At 73.0% G+C, this 16,571-nt stretch carries 18 protein-coding genes; 8 read left to right on the top strand and 10 right to left on the bottom strand.

Annotated features, from left to right (window positions below):
* Positions 1–3: 3 nt before the first annotated feature.
* Positions 4–753, bottom strand: a complete 750-nt coding sequence (locus KDN32_RS20425; RefSeq protein WP_211734309.1) for a hypothetical protein — start codon at positions 751–753, stop codon at positions 4–6.
* Between the two features lie 212 nt (positions 754–965).
* On the opposite strand from KDN32_RS20425, the gene KDN32_RS20420 reads away from it, so the two are divergent.
* Both KDN32_RS20420 and KDN32_RS20415 read left to right on the top strand, forming a co-directional pair.
* Complete coding sequence (locus KDN32_RS20420) at positions 966–1,787, top strand: glycerophosphodiester phosphodiesterase family protein (protein ID WP_211734307.1); 822 nt, start codon at positions 966–968, stop codon at positions 1,785–1,787.
* 40 nt (positions 1,788–1,827) lie between these two features.
* Entirely contained in the window at positions 1,828–2,760 is a 933-nt protein-coding gene (locus KDN32_RS20415) for a DUF5926 family protein (RefSeq protein ID WP_211734305.1), read from the top strand.
* 283 nt (positions 2,761–3,043) lie between these two features.
* Here the strand turns inward: KDN32_RS20415 and KDN32_RS20410 are convergent, their stop codons facing one another.
* The 8 genes from KDN32_RS20410 to KDN32_RS20375 all read right to left on the bottom strand — a co-directional run bounded on the left by KDN32_RS20410 (position 3,044) and on the right by KDN32_RS20375 (position 9,985).
* Positions 3,044–3,520, bottom strand: a complete 477-nt coding sequence (locus KDN32_RS20410) for a GNAT family N-acetyltransferase (RefSeq protein ID WP_211734303.1) — start codon at positions 3,518–3,520, stop codon at positions 3,044–3,046.
* Between the two features lie 20 nt (positions 3,521–3,540).
* Entirely contained in the window at positions 3,541–4,524 is a 984-nt protein-coding gene (locus tag KDN32_RS20405) for an adenylate/guanylate cyclase domain-containing protein (RefSeq protein ID WP_307854244.1), read from the bottom strand.
* A 4-nt stretch (positions 4,525–4,528) separates the two neighbouring features.
* Positions 4,529–4,903, bottom strand: a complete 375-nt coding sequence (locus tag KDN32_RS20400; RefSeq protein ID WP_211734301.1) for a cyclic nucleotide-binding domain-containing protein — start codon at positions 4,901–4,903, stop codon at positions 4,529–4,531.
* 79 nt (positions 4,904–4,982) lie between these two features.
* The gene (locus tag KDN32_RS20395; protein WP_211734299.1) at positions 4,983–6,209 is read right to left on the bottom strand and encodes an arginine deiminase; all 1,227 of its coding nucleotides are present in this window, start codon (positions 6,207–6,209) and stop codon (positions 4,983–4,985) included.
* Positions 6,210–6,310: 101 nt separating this feature from the next.
* Positions 6,311–7,237 carry a hypothetical protein gene (locus KDN32_RS20390; RefSeq protein ID WP_211734297.1) on the bottom strand — a complete coding sequence of 309 codons (927 nt, stop codon included), beginning with the start codon at positions 7,235–7,237 and terminating at the stop codon, positions 6,311–6,313.
* A 168-nt stretch (positions 7,238–7,405) separates the two neighbouring features.
* Entirely contained in the window at positions 7,406–8,542 is a 1,137-nt protein-coding gene (locus KDN32_RS20385; protein WP_211734295.1) for a GNAT family N-acetyltransferase, read from the bottom strand.
* Complete coding sequence (locus KDN32_RS20380; RefSeq protein WP_307854243.1) at positions 8,524–9,129, bottom strand: TMEM165/GDT1 family protein; 606 nt, start codon at positions 9,127–9,129, stop codon at positions 8,524–8,526. The genes KDN32_RS20385 and KDN32_RS20380 overlap by 19 nt, the downstream gene beginning before the upstream one ends.
* A 16-nt stretch (positions 9,130–9,145) precedes the next feature.
* Positions 9,146–9,985, bottom strand: a complete 840-nt coding sequence (locus KDN32_RS20375) for a prephenate dehydratase (RefSeq protein WP_211734293.1) — start codon at positions 9,983–9,985, stop codon at positions 9,146–9,148.
* 69 nt (positions 9,986–10,054) lie between these two features.
* Between KDN32_RS20375 and KDN32_RS20370 the strand changes: the two genes are divergently transcribed.
* Together KDN32_RS20370 and KDN32_RS20365 are read left to right on the top strand one after the other, a co-directional pair.
* Positions 10,055–10,447, top strand: coding sequence for a DUF4446 family protein (locus KDN32_RS20370; RefSeq protein ID WP_211734291.1), 393 nt, complete (start codon positions 10,055–10,057; stop codon positions 10,445–10,447).
* A gap of 84 nt (positions 10,448–10,531) precedes the next feature.
* Entirely contained in the window at positions 10,532–11,290 is a 759-nt protein-coding gene (locus KDN32_RS20365; protein ID WP_211734290.1) for a DUF4118 domain-containing protein, read from the top strand.
* Positions 11,291–11,318: 28 nt separating this feature from the next.
* Here KDN32_RS20365 and KDN32_RS20360 read toward each other — a convergent pair whose 3' ends face one another.
* Positions 11,319–11,927 carry a hypothetical protein gene (locus KDN32_RS20360; RefSeq protein WP_211734288.1) on the bottom strand — a complete coding sequence of 203 codons (609 nt, stop codon included), beginning with the start codon at positions 11,925–11,927 and terminating at the stop codon, positions 11,319–11,321.
* A 184-nt stretch (positions 11,928–12,111) separates the two neighbouring features.
* Here KDN32_RS20360 and KDN32_RS20355 point away from each other — a divergent pair, with 184 nt between their 5' ends.
* The 4 genes from KDN32_RS20355 (at position 12,112) to kdpC (ending at position 16,562) form a co-directional block, all read left to right on the top strand.
* Positions 12,112–12,201, top strand: coding sequence for a potassium-transporting ATPase subunit F (locus KDN32_RS20355; protein WP_211734286.1), 90 nt, complete (start codon positions 12,112–12,114; stop codon positions 12,199–12,201).
* Positions 12,201–13,859 (top strand): potassium-transporting ATPase subunit KdpA, encoded by a 1,659-nt coding sequence (gene kdpA, locus KDN32_RS20350; protein ID WP_211734284.1) that lies wholly within the window; start codon positions 12,201–12,203, stop codon positions 13,857–13,859. The genes KDN32_RS20355 and kdpA overlap by 1 nt, the downstream gene beginning before the upstream one ends.
* Before the next feature lie 74 nt (positions 13,860–13,933).
* A complete protein-coding gene (gene kdpB / locus KDN32_RS20345) occupies positions 13,934–15,949 on the top strand; it encodes a potassium-transporting ATPase subunit KdpB (protein ID WP_211735061.1) in 2,016 nt (671 codons plus the stop codon).
* Between the two features lie 34 nt (positions 15,950–15,983).
* Positions 15,984–16,562: a potassium-transporting ATPase subunit KdpC gene (gene kdpC, locus KDN32_RS20340; protein ID WP_211735059.1), complete on the top strand. Its 579-nt coding sequence runs from the start codon at positions 15,984–15,986 to the stop codon at positions 16,560–16,562.
* Positions 16,563–16,571: the final 9 nt, after the last annotated feature.

Raw genomic sequence — 16,571 nt, 5'->3', positions numbered from 1 at the left:
CCGTCAGCAACCCAGGGCGGTGAAGGTCATGTCGCTGATGAAGATCCGCTGGTTGCCGTTGCCCGAGGCGTTCCAGAACCGCAGCACGATCGGGGTGTTGGCGGCGATCGCCGCGGTGTACACCACGTCGAGGTTGCGGGTGTTGGAGCCGTTGGCCGCGTTGCCGGCGTTCGTCGCACGCCACGGGTCGGCGCTCGTCCCCGAGCCGGTGACCCCGGTCGCGGTGCCGGTGCGGGTGCCGGTCAGCTCGACCCGGTCGCTCCAGTCACCGTTGCTGATGTCGATGTCGGTGATGGTGAACGCGAGCCCGGAGACCGCGCGGCTGAAGGAGATCGACAGCTCCTGGGCGTTGGCGCTGCCGCTCGGGATGGCTGCGGCGTGGGAGATGTTGAGCCCCGGTCCGCCGGTCGCGCCGACGTTCGCGACGGCGCCGGTCTGGGTGAGGTCGGTCGAGAGCCGCAGGTTGTCGGCGTCGCGCTGCATGGTGCCCGTCATCACGCTGCTGAAGGTGACCGTCATCGGCGCCGTGCCGGTCGAGCCGGTGACGACCGCGGAGCCGGTCTGCACGCCGTTGACGGTGCTGCCGCGGGTGTAGGACGTACCGGCCGCGCCCCAGTCGACGCGCCAGGCGTACGACGTCCCGCAGGGCGAGGCGGCGAAGGCCGGGGCGGCCGTGCTGGCGGCGACGGCAGGCACGGTCCAGGCGGCCGTGCGGACGACGGTGCGGCGGGTGGGGGTGATCAGGTCGGTCACGGGGGGAGCTCCTCGGGCGGCCGGCCGCGTCCCCCACGCGTCGAATCGGTCAGTGCACCTCAGAGCCTCGTGGGTGCGCGGAGGCGGCGCAGCGTCTTGGTGCTTCCTACGACGAACGTTGAGGATCGGAGGGGCACGCGGTCCAGACCACGTGTCCCACCGTCCGGGGAGTCCCGCGCCGCTCACCCCTCCGGGCGTGCCATGCTCCTCGCATGCGTCGTGCACCGCGCATCCGCCGCGCCCGCTCGCCCCGGGACCGTCCGCAGGTGGTCGCCCACCGGGGGAGCAGCCACGACACGGCCGAGCACACGCTCGCGGCCTACGTGAAGGCGCTCGACGAGGGCGCGGAGGCGCTGGAGTGTGACGTCCGGCTGACCGCCGACGGCCACCTCGTCTGCGTCCACGACCGCGACCTGCGCCGGACCGCCTCGACGCCCGGCCTGGTGTCGACGATGAACCTCGCCGAGCTCGACGAGCTCGACTTCGCGTCCTGGAAGAACCCGTGGGCCGACCTCGACGACGAGGCGCCGACCTCCGACCCCGACCGGGGACGGGTGCTGACGCTGCGCAAGCTGCTGGAGACGGTGGCCGACTACGACCGGCACGTGGAGATGGCGATCGAGACCAAGCACCCCACCCGCTACGGCGGGCTGGTGGAGCGGCGGCTGGTCGACACCCTCGGGGACTTCGGCTGGGACCGCGCGGGGTCGCCGGCACGGGTGATGAGCTTCTCGCTCAACGCGATGAACCGGGTCAAGAAGCTCGCCCCCGACCTCGACGTCGTGATGCTGGTCGACAAGGCCCACCACTGGCCGGTGCTGCGGCCCGTGGTCGGCGACGACTGGATCATCGGTCCCGGCGTGGAGGAGCTGCGCGACCACCCCGGCCTCGGGCGCCACCTGGTGAAGGCCGGTCGCGAGATCCACGTGTGGACGGTCAACACCGCCGAGGACCTGCAGGTCTGCCTCGACCTCGGGGTGACCGCGGTGATCTCCGACCGCCCGGCCTACATGCTCGAGCTGCTCGGCGCGTAGCGGCTCCGCGCGCGCGAGGGCGGCCAACTAGGCTCGCGCCATGGCCAAGAAGTCCCGCAACCGCACCCAGCCCGCTGCCGCCGCCCCCGGCGAGGTCGGCCCCCGCCAGCCCTGCCCCTGCGGCTCCGGCAAGCGCTACAAGGCCTGCCACGGCGCGGCAGGCGGCGCGGCGCCCACCTTCGTGGCGCGTCCGTTCGAGGGCATGCCGAGCGAGTGCGACGTGATCGCCCTGCGCGAGCTGGTGCCCGCGGCCACCGCGCCGCTGACGCTGAAGGAGGGCTCGCGCACCGTCCGGCTCGCCACCCTCCTGCCCGGCGCCGCCCCGGCGATGGTCCGCGAGTCCGGCGACGTGTGGCTCGGCCTGCAGGTGCAGCACGCCTACGGCAACCCGGCCCGCGACCTCGGCGCGGTCCTCGAGCTCGCGCTGGCCACCGAGGAGCCCGGCATCGTCGGCCTGGTGAACGCCCCCGGCGAGGGCCCGAGCCTGCAGGACCTGATCAGCGACACGGCGCTCGACATCACCGTCCACGACGGCTTCGAATACTGGATCGACGACATCCCGGAGCGCGACGCGAGCATGGAGGCTGCCCTCGAGCAGGCCAACAGCGGCGTCATGCCGACCTCACGGCTCGCGTCGGTCGAGGCGGCGTACTGGACCAACGTCGGCACCAAGGAGCACCTGCGCTGGGTGATGCCGCACGACGAGGACCGCCTGCTCGATGCCCTCGCCCGGCTGCACGCCGCCGGGCAGGACTCGGTCGCCGACGGCTCGCGCTTCGTCGGCATGTTCCGCGCCCACGGCCTGCTCGCCCCGGTGTGGGACCTCCCCGTCGGCACCGGCGCCGACGTGCTCGAGGAGCCGGCCGCCCGGTTCGCCGCCGACCTCGCCGAGGCGCTCGAGGGCGGCGAGCTCACGGCCGCCGAGCGCTCCGCACGCGCCGGACTCGCCAACCGTCAGGTGACGATCCGGTAAGGACTGACCCACGTTCTCCACCGTGCGAACACAACGCCCGCGAATGTTGTGCGCGTCGTCGCGGTGCGAGTAGATTGGTCATCGCCCGGTCGTTGTTGTTTCCCCCGTCAACAACGGCCGGGCTTTCCATGTCCCGGGAGTGTCCGCCAGCCGGTCCTCGGACATCCGCAGATTCCCGGCAGATCGTGGAAGATCCGAGCCACCAGGTGACGCGGATCTTTCACGATGTCCGTCGAGTCCCCGGAGATCCGGGGACTCCGACGATCCCGGACCCGCGCTGAGCTCAGGCCAGCCGGAGCCGCTCGATGCGCAGGTCCGAGCCCTCGCGCAGCGGCTCCCGCTCGCCGGTGCCGACGAAGCCGTGCGCCTCGTAGAGCCGGCGCGCGCCGTCGTTGCCGTCGGTGACGTGCAGCGACACCGTCCGGCCGAGCCGTCGCGCGTGCTCGAGGAGCTCGCGCAGGACCCGGGCCCCGAGGCCATGCCCGCGCGCCTCCGGGGCGACCCACATGCCCCAGACGAAGGCATCCAGCGAGTCCGCGGGGACGAAGAGCCCTCCCATCGCGACCGGCTCCTCGCCGTCGAAGGCCATCAGCAGCGGGCCGGGTCCGTCGGCCCGGTCGCGCCACATCGCCTCCGGCTGCGCCTCGACGTCGGCCAGCACGGCGCCGAACGCGGTGGGGGAGTCGGCGAGGGCCCGCAGCCGCAGGGAGCGGAAGGCCGCCCAGTCGTCGCCGGAGATCACGCGCAGCACGGGTTCCATGCCCGGGAGCGTACGGGCGCTCAGTCGTCGGTGTGCGCCCGTGCCCGCCACGCCTCGAGGTGCGAGAAGCCCTTGGCCTGCACCCGGCGGGCCCGGCGCAACCGCCACGTCGGGTCGTCGCCGATCGCCTCGTGGACCCCGGCGTCGACGAGCACCGAGCCCGGTCGCGCGGCCGAGGTGAGGCGCGCGGCGGCGTTGACGGTCGCGCCGAAGACGTCGCCGAGGCGGCGTACGACCGGGCCGTGCGCGACCCCGGCCCGGACGGCGGGGAAGGGGTCGTCCTCGTCGGCGCCGCGGGCGGTCAGGGCGAGCGCGACCGCGACGGCTTCGGCGGGCTCGGCCACGGTGAACAGCACCTCGTCGCCGATGGTCTTGATGACCTGACCACCGTGGTCGACGACGAGCGTGGTCGTGTCCTGCTCGAAGCCGTCGACCCACGCGACCAGCTCGGCGCCGTCGAGCGCGCGGCTGCGGGTGGTGTAGCCGACGATGTCGACGAAGCAGACCGACAACCGGGCCTCGCCCTGGGCGAGCGCGTCGGCGTCCTCGAGGAGGTGCTGGGCCGCGCTCGCGAGGTGACGCCGCCAGACGTAGGTCTGCAGCGCCTCCACCCGCGGGAGCACGTCGGCGGTGAGCGTGGTCAGCTGGTCGGCGGGGTCGCGCGCGCCGTCGGGGCCGTCGAGGGCGAGGCCCGCGAGCAGGGTGGTCTGCCACTCCGCGAGCCGGGCATAGCTGCGGCCCCAGGTGCGCACGAGCGCGGCCTGCGACTCCGGCGGCAGGATGCCGAGCCGGACCAGGTCGGCGCTGAGCCGCAGCGCCTCGACGTCGCCCTCGACGAACGCCACGTCGTCGTCGCCGCGGTGCGGGAAGCCGAGCTGGTGCCACAGGGAGACGGCCAGGTCCAGCGGCACGCCGGCGCGCTCGGCGACCTGGACGCGGGTCAGGCTCGGCTCCTGCCCGAGGAGGAACGTCTCCATCGCGTCGGCCACGGCCCGCTCGGTCACGGCGTCAGCCCCGGCCGGTACGCCCGGCGGCGGCCGCCCGCAGCGCCGCGCCGAAGGCCGGCACCTCCTCGGCGAGCGCGGTGATCCGGTCGCTGGTGAAGTGCACGACGCGCAGCGGCGTGAGCGCGACGACGCTCGCCGAGCGCAGGGTGCGGTTGACGATGGCGGCCTCGCCGACCACCGCGCCCGGGCCGAGGGTGGCGACCTCGACGCCGCCGCGGCGCACCGACACCTCGCCCTCGGTGATCAGGTACGCCTTGTCGGCGGGCGTGCTCTCGGCGATCGGCGACCAGCCCTGCGGGAGGGTGAGCGCGGTCCCCGCGGCCAGGACCCGCTGGCGGTCGGCCGGGTCGAGGGAGTCCAGGATCGAGTCGGTCATGCCCTCTCAACGAGCGGGCCGACCGAACGTGATGCTGGTCCAGTCAACAGATGTGCACCGACCTGTGGACGGCGCGCGGTCAGTCGACGGCGAGCGGTTCGCGCGAGATCGGGCAGCTCATGCAGCGCGGCCCGCCGCGGCCCGAGCCGAGCTCGGAGCCGGCGATCCGGACCACCTCGATGCCGGCGTCCTCGAGCCGGTCGTTGGTCTCGTCGTTGCGCTCGTAGGCCACGGCCACCCGCGGCGCGAGGGCCAGGGTGTTGTTGCCGTCGTCCCACTGCTCGCGCTCGGCGGTGACCGGGTCGAGGCCGGTGTCGATCTGGTGGAGCGTGTCGATCTGCATCGCCTTGGCGGCGGCCACCAGGAACGGCTCCGAGTCGCTGACCTGCAGCGTCAGGTCGGACTCGTCGGAGCCCGCGTCGGCCAGCGTCACCGTCACCGCGCGGAGGGTGTCGGCGACGTTGGGGTACATCACCACCTTGTCGACGTCGACCATCGTGCACACGGTGTCGAGGTGCATCGTCGCGCGCTCCTGCGCGATCGGGACGGCCAGCACGGTGTGGGCGAGGCCGGCGTGGAAGACCTGCCGGGCCAGCCGCTCGACGCCCGCGGGCGTCGTACGCTCCCCGACGCCGACCGCGATCACGCCCGGGGCGAGCAGCAGGACGTCGCCGCCCTCGACGTGCTCGTTGTGCCAGCCGTGGATCTTGCGGGTGCCGGCGAAGCGCGGGTGCTCGGTGTAGATCAGCTCGGTGAGCTGGGTCTCGCGCTTGCGCGCGGGCATCGCGAGGCTGGTGACGGCCACGCGGTCGCGCACCCACACGCTGGAGTCGCGGGTGAAGAGCAGGTTGGGGAGCGGGTCGATGAGGAAGTCGTGCGGGTCGAGCAGGCTGGTGACCAGGCCGTGGCCGCCCTTGACCTCGTCGTTGCGGATGCCCGCGGTCAGCACGTCGGTCAGCTCGGCCGGCGACAGGTCGCGCAGCGCCGAGGCGAGGTAGCGGCGCATCGTGTCGCCGAGGTGGAGGCCGGAGAGCGCGCTGGTGATCGCGTGGTTGCGGGCCAGCTCGCTGTCGAGGGTCTCGGTGAGCAGCTCGGTCAGGTAGAGCACCTCGACGCCGCGGTTGCGCAACGTCTCGGCGAAGGCGTCGTGCTCCTCCTGCGCGCGGCTGACCCACGGGATGCCGTCGAAGAGCAGCCGGTCGTTGTTGCGCGGCGTCAGGCGCTTGAGCTCGTTGCCGGGGCGGTGGAGCATCACGGTGGCCAGGCGGCCGACCTCGCTGTCAGCGCCGTGGGGAGTGGTGACCATGGCCGGACTCTATCGGTGCGGGCGCGGGACACGTGTCCGAGAAGTCGCCGCGGTGCTCGCGGGGTGAGGGCGAGATCGCGGACACGTGTGGGCGTGCGCGCTCAGGCGGCGTCGGACCAGCCCGGGAAGTGCGGCCGCCAGTCGTCCAGCAGCCGCGGCCGGACGTCCGGGTGACCGCGCGAGACGAGCACGCGGTGGACCCGGCTGAGGGTGCGGAGCGGGTCCCGGTAGATCCCCGAGCTCACGACGACCACGAGCCGCCAGTCGTCGTCGTCGATGTCGGCGCGACGCTCGAGGTCGTCCTCCCAGGTCGCGAGCACCTCGACGTGCACCTTGCCGTTGTACTCGACCGCGACCCGGACTCCGGGATAGCTGAGGTCGTAGCGCCGGACCACGGCACCGTCCTCGTCGCGGATGGTCAGGTTGATCTCGGGTTCGGGCAGTCCGCCCAGGACGAGGAGCATCCGCAACCGGGTCTCCATCGGCGAGTCCACGTCTCGCCGTACGTACCTCGCGGCGGCCAGCGCCTTGCGTGCGTCCTTGTGCCGGCTGCGCTCGCAGGCACGGACGAGGTGAGCTGGCGAGGCGCCGCGGCGACGCACGAGCCAGTCGCCCACGACCACCAGGTCGACCAGTCCCAGCTGGCCCCCGAGCTCGATGAACATCTCGACGTCCCCGGACACCCGTACGCCTCTCTCCACGACCACGCCGCTGGGATCGCCGACGTGGCACCGCAGGCCGCGGTGGTGGCATCGCATCTTCTGGTGGGCGACGCTCACGTGCTCGTCGGCGATGGTGGGGATCGGCGCCTCCTTGACCCGCGCAGCCGACGCGTGGCTCGCCCACGCGTCCTCGTGCTGGAGCAGGAGGGCGCCGACCACGCGCTGGAGCGGCGTCGCGGGGGTGGTCGAGGCGACCAGGACCCCGCGGAAGAGCTGGCGGAAGCCGGGTCCGCGGAGCACCTTGTCGGTCAGCCCGTGGGCGAGGCCGTCCGCACGGCGGAACGGGCGCGTCGGATCGAAGGACATGCCGACAGCGTCGACGATCCGGCGCCGATGCGTCGGTCGTCCTCCACAGCCCCCGCCAACCGCGTACACGTGTCCGAGAAGTCGACCTCAGATCGGGCTCGGGAGGGCGAGTACCCGGACACGTGTGCGGGCCGGGCGCGCGAGGGCCACAACCCGGACACCTGTGCCTCAGGCCCGCTGCGCGGCCCACTCCTCGCGGAGGATCGCGTACTCGTACGAGCTGGTCCACTCGCCCTTGGACCAGAAGTCCCGGAGGCGGTGCACCTCGCGGCGCATGCCCAGGCGCTCGCAGAGCGCGGCCGAGCGGTCGTTGCGGACGTCGAGGTTGGCGACGATCCGGCGCAGGCCGTAGTGCTCGAACCCGAGGGCGAGCACCGCCCGGGCGGCCTCGGTGGCGTAGCCCCGGCCGCCCTGGCCGGGGATCATCGTCCAGCCGATCTCGCCCTCGCTGAGGCCGGTGCCGCCGAGCATGAGGATCGAGTCGCCCACGACCTCGCCGTCGTGCTCGACGACGAGCCCGACGAACCTGCCGTCCCCCGGGTCCATCCGCCGGCGCACCATCTCGCCGACCTCGGCGGGGTTCATGGTCCGGGTCAGCAGCAGGCTGGCGTAGTCCTCGTCGGCCCATGCCCCGGCGAACGCGACCTCGTCGCCCGTCTGCCAGGCGCGCAGCAGCAGTCGCTCGGTGCGCACCGGCAGCTCGGGCGCGACGGGGGTCAGGAACGCCTCGCGCGGCGCGTCGACCCAGCGCTCGCGGCTGGTGGGACCGCCGAAGCGCAGCCGGTCGTACGCCGTCATCGGCCGCAGCAGGACGTCCAGCCCCGGGACGGCGAGCACGCCGTCGACGGCCTGCCCGAGCATCCCGCGACCGATCTCGTCGTGCGGGTCGCGGCGCAGCAGGTCGACCGCAGCCTCGGCCTCGGCGATGCGCTCGGTCTTCTGGCGGATCCGGACCGGCGTGACCTCCTTCAGGCAGACGTACTGCCCGGAGAGGTAGGCCGCCCACTCCTCCTCGCCGGTCGCCGGGTCGTCGGGCCAGAACGCGACGAACCAGTCGTGCAGCCGGTCGAGCCCACCGGCGTGGTCGGCCAGGACTCCGTGGTCGGCCGGCACCATCGGGGTCCCGTCGGACAGGACGTAGGACGGGAGCGGCAGCCGCCCGGCGAGCATGTGCTCCAACGTCTCGTCGGTGGCCGGGACGAAGTGCTCGCGCACGTAGGCGTCGTCGGCCGGCGTCATCGGGTGCTCCCCGTTGACCTCGGTGTAGCGGCGGTGGATCGCCTCGGTCAGCGCGTCATCTCCCACACGGTCAAGGCTGCCATGAGGACGCAGACCGTCGCACCCACGTAATGGAGGACCGACAGCCGGACCCGCTGCAGGAGCAGCCGGCCGACGATCACCGCGAGCCCGGACACCGCGAGCAGCGCGCCCCAGGCGCCGATGAAGACCGAGACCGGGTCGTCGTACTTCGCGACCAGCGAGATGGTCAGCAGCTGCGACAGGTCGCCCCACTCGGCGGCGAAGAGGACGAGGAAGGACGTCAGCACCACCTTCAGGCCGTGGGCCGTGGCGTCGGACTTCGCGGCGTACTCCTCCTCCTGCTCGGACTCCTCGGCGTCCGCCGAGCGGGCCTCGCGGAACAGGATGATCGCGCCGATGACGAACATCAGCGCCGCCACCGAGTGGATCAGCTGCTCGGGCAGGAACGACGCGGCCTTGCCGACGCCGACCGCCACCCCGGTCTGGACGAGGAACGCGAGCCCGACGCCGACCCACACGAGGAGCGGGCGCATCTTCGTAGACATGACGAGGGTGGCGATGAAGGTCTTGTCGGGCAGCTCGACGACGAAGATGGCGCCGAAGGCGAGGGCCACGACCAGCAGATCGATCACCGGGTGAGTATGCCGGTCAGGCGTCGCGGAAGGCGTCCGCGGGGTAGACGCCGAGCACCTTGACCTCGGTGGTGAAGAACGCGAGCTCCTCGAGGGCGTTGCGCACGCCCGGGTCGTCGGGGTGGCCATCGACCTCGGCGAGGAACTGGGTGGCGGTGAAGTGGCCGCCGACCATGTAGGACTCGAGCTTGGTCATGTTGACGCCGTTGGTGGCGAAGCCGCCGAGCGCCTTGTAGAGGGCGGCGGGCAGGTTGCGGACGTTGAAGATGAACGTCGTCACGACCGGCCCGTCGCCGGACGGCGCCTGCTCGAAGTCGCGCGAGAGCACCACGAACCGGGTGGTGTTGTGGTCCTCGTCCTCGATCTCCTCGCGCAGCACCTGCAGGCCGTAGATCTCCGCGGCGAGCGGCGGCGCGATCGCCGCCTGGGTCGGGTCGCCCGACTCCGCGACCTCCCGGGCCGCGCCCGCGGTGTCGCCGGCGACGACCGGCGTGAGCCCGAGCTCGCGGATCACGCCGCGGCACTGGCCCAGCGCGTGGACGTGGCTGTGCACGGTGCGCAGCGAGTCGACGCTCGCCTCGGGCAGCGCCATCAGGGAGAACTGGATGCGCAGGAACCGCTCGCCGACGATGTGCAGCGACGAGGTGGGCAGGAAGTGGTGGATGTCGGCGACGCGGCCGGCGATCGAGTTGTCGATGGGGATCATCGCCAGGTCGGCCTCGCCGTTCTCCACGGCCGCGAAGGCGTCCTCGAACGACGCGCAGGGCAGCGGCTCCCAGTCGGGGTAGGCCTGCTGGCACACGAGGTGGGAGTTGGCGCCCGGCTCTCCCTGGTAGGCGATCCGTCGAGCAGTCACGCCGCCGAGTCTGTCACCTCCGGCCGTGTCCGCCGGGCCGTGACCGCACCCCGAACATAGGGTTCGGGGGTGCTGTCCGTCGTCGCCGTCCTCCTCGCCGCCGTCGCCTGCGTGCTCGCCGGCCTCGCCCTGCGTCGTACGACCGTCCGCCCCGGCGGCGACGGCGTCGACGCCCTGCCCGAGGACGTCCACGGCCTGCGCCAGGAGGTGGCCGCGCTCAAGGCGGAGAACGCCGACGCGCTGCGCCACGTCTCGGTGGTGCGCTACGACGCCTTCGGTGACGTCGGCGGTCACCTCAGCTGGAGCCTCGCGCTGCTCGACGACGCCGGTCACGGCGTCGTGCTGACCTCCATCCACGGGCGCAGCGAGGCCCGCACCTACGCCAAGTCGATCTCCTCCTGGTCGTGCGAGCAGCAGCTCTCGCCCGAGGAGGAGGAGGCGATCGAGCACGCCCGCCCCTGACCCTGCGTCGGGTCGGCGACAGGACCGCGTCAACGACGCGTCAAGGGCGGTCCCGGAGGGGTGCGACGGTGCTGCACTGACGAGATGATCACCGTCCAGACCCCTGTCCCGTGGTGGCGCACGCCCTCGTTCGTCCGGGCCGCCGCCGTCCTGTCCCCGCTCGCGGTGTGCGGCGTGCTCGCGGGCTTCCGCGGCAGCGTCCCGGCCGCCGTCGCGGCGCTCGTGCTCGTGCTGTGCGTCGTCGCGGTCGCCGCGACCGGCGACCGGCTCGCCGGCGTGGTCGCCGCGCTGTCGAGCGGCGCGTGGTTCGACTTCTTCCTGACCGAGCCCTTCAACCGGCTCGAGATCCACGACCCGGGGGACATCCAGGTCGCGGTGCTGCTCGTGCTGATCGGGCTGTCGGTCACCGAGCTCGCGATCTGGGGCCGGCGCCAGCAGGCCCGCGCCGCGCGTCGCTCGGGCTACCTCGACGGGGTGCTGTCCGCCGCCGCGACCGTGAGCCGCGGCGAGACCGGCCCCGAGGAGGTGGTCGACGTGGTGGCCGCAGCGATCGCCGACGTGCTCGGCGCCGATCGGTGCCGCTACGTCGCCGGGCCCGTGCACGACCGCCGGGTCGCGGTGCTCGACCACGACGGCGTGCTGACGCAGAACGGCCACCAGCGCGACGTCGACCGGACCGGCCTGCCCGTCGACGAGCTCGTCGCGGTGGACGTACGCCGCGCGGCGCGCGTGGTCGGGCACTTCGAGGTCGTCTGCGCGACCCGTGTCGCCCGCCCGACCCGCGAGCAGTGCCGGGTCGCGGTCCTCCTCGCCGACCAGGTGGCCGCCCTCGTCGACGCGTGAGGCGGCCACCCGGATCCGGGGCGAGGCCTCACGCCGCGCGCGAGGCGTGGCGTGAGGCCTCGAGGACGCCAGAGGTGAGGGCGGCGCAGAGGCCGACCGCACCGTCCGGACGTCGGAGGGCCCGTGCGTGACGGGCCAGGCACTGGGAGACCTCGTCGAGCTCGCGCCCGCAGGCGAGGTAGTCGGCGTCCCGGAGCCCGGGTCGGCGGCCGAGGGCGAGGTCGTGCAGCCGCTGGGCGCCGGCCCGGCCGAGGACCGCCACCTCCGGGCGCAGGTCCTGGTCGAGGTGGGCACGACCCGAGAGGACCCGCCGGGCGGTGGCGACGATCAGCTGCTCGAGCCGCTCCACGTCGCCGATCAGCTGGACGGTGTTGACCGAGCGGACCAGCCGGCGCGCGGTCAGCACGATGCGGGCCTCGGACAGCTGGGCCTGGGCGCAGGCGCGGGCGCGCACCGCGGCCACCCGCCGCTCGCGGGCGCCGGCCAGCACCCGGCGGGCCACCTCGCAGTCGTGGAACACCACGGCGTCCAGGGCGTCGCGCCAGGCGCTGGAGGTGAGCTCGAGGAGGCAGGCGAGCTCGGTGGTGGCGTCGGTGCGGGAGTCGGCGGGCAGCGGGTCGGGATCAAGGGTCGTCATGCCCTGATCGTCACCACGGACGGGCCCGTCGTGGGGCCGCCTGACGGCGTCCTGACAGCGGATTGTCGCGTCCTTGGCACCCGGAGTGCGGCGCGCGCCACACCGGCGACAAGTGCCCGTCAACGGGCGCCAAGATCGCGTCAAGACGCCCGGTGGGGGCCGGCGACGGGATGACGCTGGGGCCATGAGCATCGAATCCAGTCTGCTCGTGGTCGCGGTGGTGCTCGCCGCGCTCTACGTCCTGGCAGCCCTGATCTTCCCGGAGCGTTTCTAGTGTCTGACACCCTCGGCGGTCTGCTGACGATCGCCCTCCTCGTCGCCCTGCTGGCGGCGGCCTACGTCCCGCTCGGCGACTACATGGCGCGGGTCTTCACCAGCTCGCGCCACCTGCGCGTCGAGCGTGCGGTCTACCGCCTCAGCGGCGTGAACCCCGACGCCGAGCAGGGCGCGCGGTCCTACGCGACCGGCGTGGTCGGCTTCAGCCTGGTCAGCATCGTGGTGCTGATGGCGATCCAGCTCGGCCAGGCGGCGCTGCCGATGGACCGCGACCTGCCGGGCGTGCCGTTCTGGATGTCGTTCAACACCGCGATCTCCTTCGTCACCAACACCAACTGGCAGTCCTACGCGGGCGAGTCCACGCTCGGCTTCACCGCCCAGATGGCCGGGCTCGCGGTGCAGAACTTCCTGTCCGCCGCCGTCGGCATCGCGGTCGCGGTCGCGCTGGTCCGCGGGTTCGCCCGCTCCCGCAGCGGCTCGCTCGGCAACTTCTGGGTCGACCTGACCCGCGGCACCGTACGCATCCTGCTGCCGATGGCGTTCGTCGCCGCGGTGCTGCTGGTCGCGGGCGGCGTGGTGCAGAGCTTCGCCGACTCGACGATGTCGACGCTCGCCGGTCACTCCCAGGTGCTCACCGGTGGCCCCGTCGCCAGCCAGGAGGCGATCAAGGAGCTGGGCAACAACGGCGGCGGCTTCTTCAACGCCAACTCCGCCCACCCGTTCGAGAACCCGACGGGCTGGACCAACTTCCTCGAGATCTACCTGATCCTCGTGCTGCCGGTGGCGCTCACCCGCACGCTCGGCACGATGCTCGGCAACCGTCGCCAGGGCCTGGCGGTCCTCGGGGTGATGGGCGTGCTGTGGACGGTCTCCCTCGTCGTCACGACGTGGGCCGAGGTCGGCGCGCACTCGCCGACCGCCCAGGCCGCCGGCGCCGCGATGGAGGGCAAGGAGACCCGGTTCGGCGAGTGGGCGTCCGCGCTCTTCGCGGTCGCCACCACCGGCACCTCGACCGGTGCGGTCAACGCCTCGCACGACTCGCTCACCGCCACCGGCGGCGGGACCGTCATGGTCAACATGATGCTGGGCGAGATCGTCCCCGGAGGCGTGGGCGCCGGCATCTACGGCATCCTCGTGATGGCCGTCCTCGCGGTCTTCGTCGCCGGCCTGATGGTCGGGCGCACCCCCGAGCTGCTCGGCAAGAAGATCAGCGCCAAGCAGATGACCTACGTCGCGCTCTACACCCTCACCACGCCCGCCCTCGTGCTGGTCGGCACCGGCATCGCGATCTCGCGCGGCTCGACCTCCGACGCGATGGGCAACCCGGGCGGCCACGGCTTCTCCGAGGTGCTCTACGCCTTCACCTCGGCGGCCAACAACAACGGCAGTGCGTTCGGCGGCATCACCGTGACCTCGGACTTCTTCCAGATCATGCTCGGCCTCGCGATGCTGCTCGGCCGGCTGCTGCCGATCGTCCTGGTCCTGCTGCTCGCCGGCTCGCTCGCCCAGCAGGGCACGGTGCCGGTGACCGCCGGCACGCTCCCCACCCACACTCCGCTCTTCGTCGGGATGCTGGTCGGCGTCATCCTCATCATGACCGGCCTCACCTACTTCCCGGCGCTCGCCCTCGGACCGATCGCAGAGGCCCTCGCATGACGACCACGCTGACCCCACCCACCGGCACCGGGCACGAGCCCGAGGCCCCGCGCCCGGCCCGCCCGGCCGCCGGCATGACCCTCGGCGTGCTGCTCGCGCAGGGCGCCCGGCAGCTGCCCGAGGCGATCCGCAAGCTCGACCCGCGACACATGTGGCGCTCGCCGGTGATGTTCCTGGTCCTGGTCGGCTCGGTCGTGACCACCGTCGCGGCCGTCCGTGACCCCGGGTTCTTCACCGTCTCGATCGCCGTCTGGCTGTGGCTGACGGTCGTCTTCGGCAACCTCGCCGAGGCCGTGGCCGAGGGCCGCGGCAAGGCCCAGGCGGCGTCGCTGCGCGCCACCCGCACCGACACCGTCGCCCGGCTGCTCGCCGACGACGGCTCCGAGCGCGAGGTCCCGGCCACGCAGCTCGCGGTCGGCGACCGGGTGGTCGTCGAGGCCGGCGACGTGGTCCCCGGCGACGGCGACATCGTCGAGGGCATCGCCTCGGTCGACGAGTCCGCCATCACCGGAGAGTCCGCGCCCGTGATCCGCGAGGCGGGCGGTGACCGCAGCGCCGTCACCGGCGGCACCCGCGTGCTGTCGGACCGCATCGTCGTCCGGATCACCGCCGCGGCCGGCGAGACCTTCCTCGACAAGATGATCGCGCTGGTCGAGGGCACCTCGCGCCGCAAGACGCCCAACGAGATCGCCCTGTCCATCCTGCTCTCGAGCCTCACCCTGGTCTTCCTCGCGGCCGTGGCGACGCTCGCTCCGATGGCGACGTACGCCGGGGCACCGCAGGACGTCGTCGTGCTGGTCGCGCTCCTGGTCTGCCTGATCCCGACCACCATCGGCGCCCTGCTCTCGGCGATCGGCATCGCCGGCATGGACCGCCTGGTCCGGGTCAACGTGCTCGCCATGTCGGGTCGTGCCGTCGAGGCGGCCGGCGACGTCAGCACCCTGCTGCTCGACAAGACCGGCACGATCACCTACGGCAACCGCCAGGCCAGCCGCTTCGTGCCCGCCCCGGGCGTCGACCGCGGCGAGCTGCGCGACACCGCGCGGCTGTCCTCGCTGGCCGACCAGACGCCCGAGGGCCGCTCGGTCGTCGACCTCGCGCTCGTCCAGGGCGCCGACGACACCGACCTCCCGGCCGGTGCGGAGTTCGTCGAGTTCACCGCGCAGACCCGCATGTCGGGCGTCGACCTCGCCGACGGCACCCAGGTCCGCAAGGGCGCCGGCTCCGCCATCGCCGCATGGCTCGGTGTCGCCCAGCCCGACGAGGTCCACCAGATCGTCGAGTCGATCTCGCGCGACGGCGGCACCCCGCTGGTGATCGGCCGCAAGGACGCGTCCGGCGCCGGCCAGGTCCTGGGCGTGATCCACCTCAAGGACGTCGTCAAGGAGGGCATGGCCGAGCGGTTCGCCGAGCTGCGCGCGATGGGCATCCGCACGGTGATGATCACCGGCGACAACGCCCTCACCGCGCAGGCGATCGCCGCCGAGGCGGGCGTCGACGACTTCCTGGCCGAGGCCACGCCCGAGGACAAGATGGCCTACATCCACCGCGAGCAGGAGGGCGGTCGGCTGGTCGCGATGACCGGCGACGGCACCAACGACGCCCCCGCCCTCGCCGCCGCCGACGTCGGCGTCGCGATGAACAGCGGCACCGCGGCCGCCAAGGAGGCCGGCAACATGGTCGACCTCGACTCCGACCCGACCAAGCTCATCGACATCGTCGAGATCGGCAAGCAGCTGCTCATCACCCGCGGTGCGCTGACGACGTTCTCCATCGCCAACGACGTCGCGAAGTACTTCGCGATCATCCCGGCCATGTTCGTCGCGGCCTACCCGTCGCTCGACCGGCTCAACGTGATGGGCCTGGCCACCCCGCAGTCGGCGATCCTCTCGGCGGTCATCTTCAACGCCCTGGTGATCGTCGCGTTGATCCCGCTGGCCCTGCGGGGCGTGCGCTTCCGTGCCGCGTCGGCGTCCGCGGTGCTGCGCCGCAACATCCTCGTCTTCGGGCTCGGCGGCATCGTGGTGCCCTTCGTCGGCATCAAGCTCATCGACCTGATCGTCTCGACCATCCCCGGCCTCGGCTCCTGACCGGGCCCAGCCGGACCAAGAAAGCGTGCTGACCATGTTCACCGACCTCGCCCGCCAGTCCCTCGCCGGGCTGCGACTCCTGCTCGTGATGACCGTCCTGCTCGGCGTCGGCTACCCGACCGCCGTGTGGGCGGCCGGCCAGGCCTTCGGCGACCGCGCCGACGGCTCGCCGGTCCGCGTCGACGGCCAGGTGGTCGGCTCCCGGCTGATCGGCCAGCAGTTCGAGGGCGACCAGTGGTTCCTCTCCCGGCCGTCCGCCAACGACTACGACACCCTGGCCAGCGCGCCGAGCAACCTCGGCCCGCTCAGCCCGGACCTGATGGCCTCGATCGAGGACCGCAAGGCCGAGGTGGCCGCCCGCGAGGGGGTCGACACCTCGGAGGTCCCGGCGGACGCGGTCACCGCCTCCGCCTCCGGCCTCGACCCGCACATCTCCTCGGCGTACGCCGCGCTGCAGGCGCCGCGGGTGGCCGAGGCCAACGGGCTGACGCTGGAGGAGGTCGAGCGGCTGGTCGCCGAGCACACCGACGGCCGCAGCCTCGGCTTCCTCGGCGAGCCGGGCGTCAACGTGCTCGAGCTCAACGTCGCCGTGCAGGCGGCGGCCGCGGGCTGAGGCCCGGCA

Source organism: Nocardioides palaemonis (assembly GCF_018275325.1).
GTDB lineage: Bacteria > Actinomycetota > Actinomycetes > Propionibacteriales > Nocardioidaceae > Nocardioides > Nocardioides palaemonis.
Note: the sequence above shows the minus strand (reverse complement) of the source record. Positions and strands in the feature narration are given on the sequence as shown.

What these genes read in the sequence shown, in the direction of transcription:
- KDN32_RS20420 (WP_211734307.1), top strand. Translation starts at nt 966, where the DNA reads ATGCGTCGTGCACCGCGCATCCGCCGCGCCCGCTCGCCCCGGGACCGT.
- KDN32_RS20415 (WP_211734305.1), top strand. Translation starts at nt 1,828, where the DNA reads ATGGCCAAGAAGTCCCGCAACCGCACCCAGCCCGCTGCCGCCGCCCCC.
- KDN32_RS20410 (WP_211734303.1), bottom strand. Translation starts at nt 3,520, where the DNA reads ATGGAACCCGTGCTGCGCGTGATCTCCGGCGACGACTGGGCGGCCTTC.
- KDN32_RS20400 (WP_211734301.1), bottom strand. Translation starts at nt 4,903, where the DNA reads ATGACCGACTCGATCCTGGACTCCCTCGACCCGGCCGACCGCCAGCGG.
- KDN32_RS20395 (WP_211734299.1), bottom strand. Translation starts at nt 6,209, where the DNA reads ATGGTCACCACTCCCCACGGCGCTGACAGCGAGGTCGGCCGCCTGGCC.
- KDN32_RS20390 (WP_211734297.1), bottom strand. Translation starts at nt 7,237, where the DNA reads ATGTCCTTCGATCCGACGCGCCCGTTCCGCCGTGCGGACGGCCTCGCC.
- KDN32_RS20365 (WP_211734290.1), top strand. Translation starts at nt 10,532, where the DNA reads ATGATCACCGTCCAGACCCCTGTCCCGTGGTGGCGCACGCCCTCGTTC.
- KDN32_RS20360 (WP_211734288.1), bottom strand. Translation starts at nt 11,927, where the DNA reads ATGACGACCCTTGATCCCGACCCGCTGCCCGCCGACTCCCGCACCGAC.
- KDN32_RS20355 (WP_211734286.1), top strand. Translation starts at nt 12,112, where the DNA reads ATGAGCATCGAATCCAGTCTGCTCGTGGTCGCGGTGGTGCTCGCCGCG.
- kdpB (WP_211735061.1), top strand. Translation starts at nt 13,934, where the DNA reads ATGACCCTCGGCGTGCTGCTCGCGCAGGGCGCCCGGCAGCTGCCCGAG.
- kdpC (WP_211735059.1), top strand. Translation starts at nt 15,984, where the DNA reads ATGTTCACCGACCTCGCCCGCCAGTCCCTCGCCGGGCTGCGACTCCTG.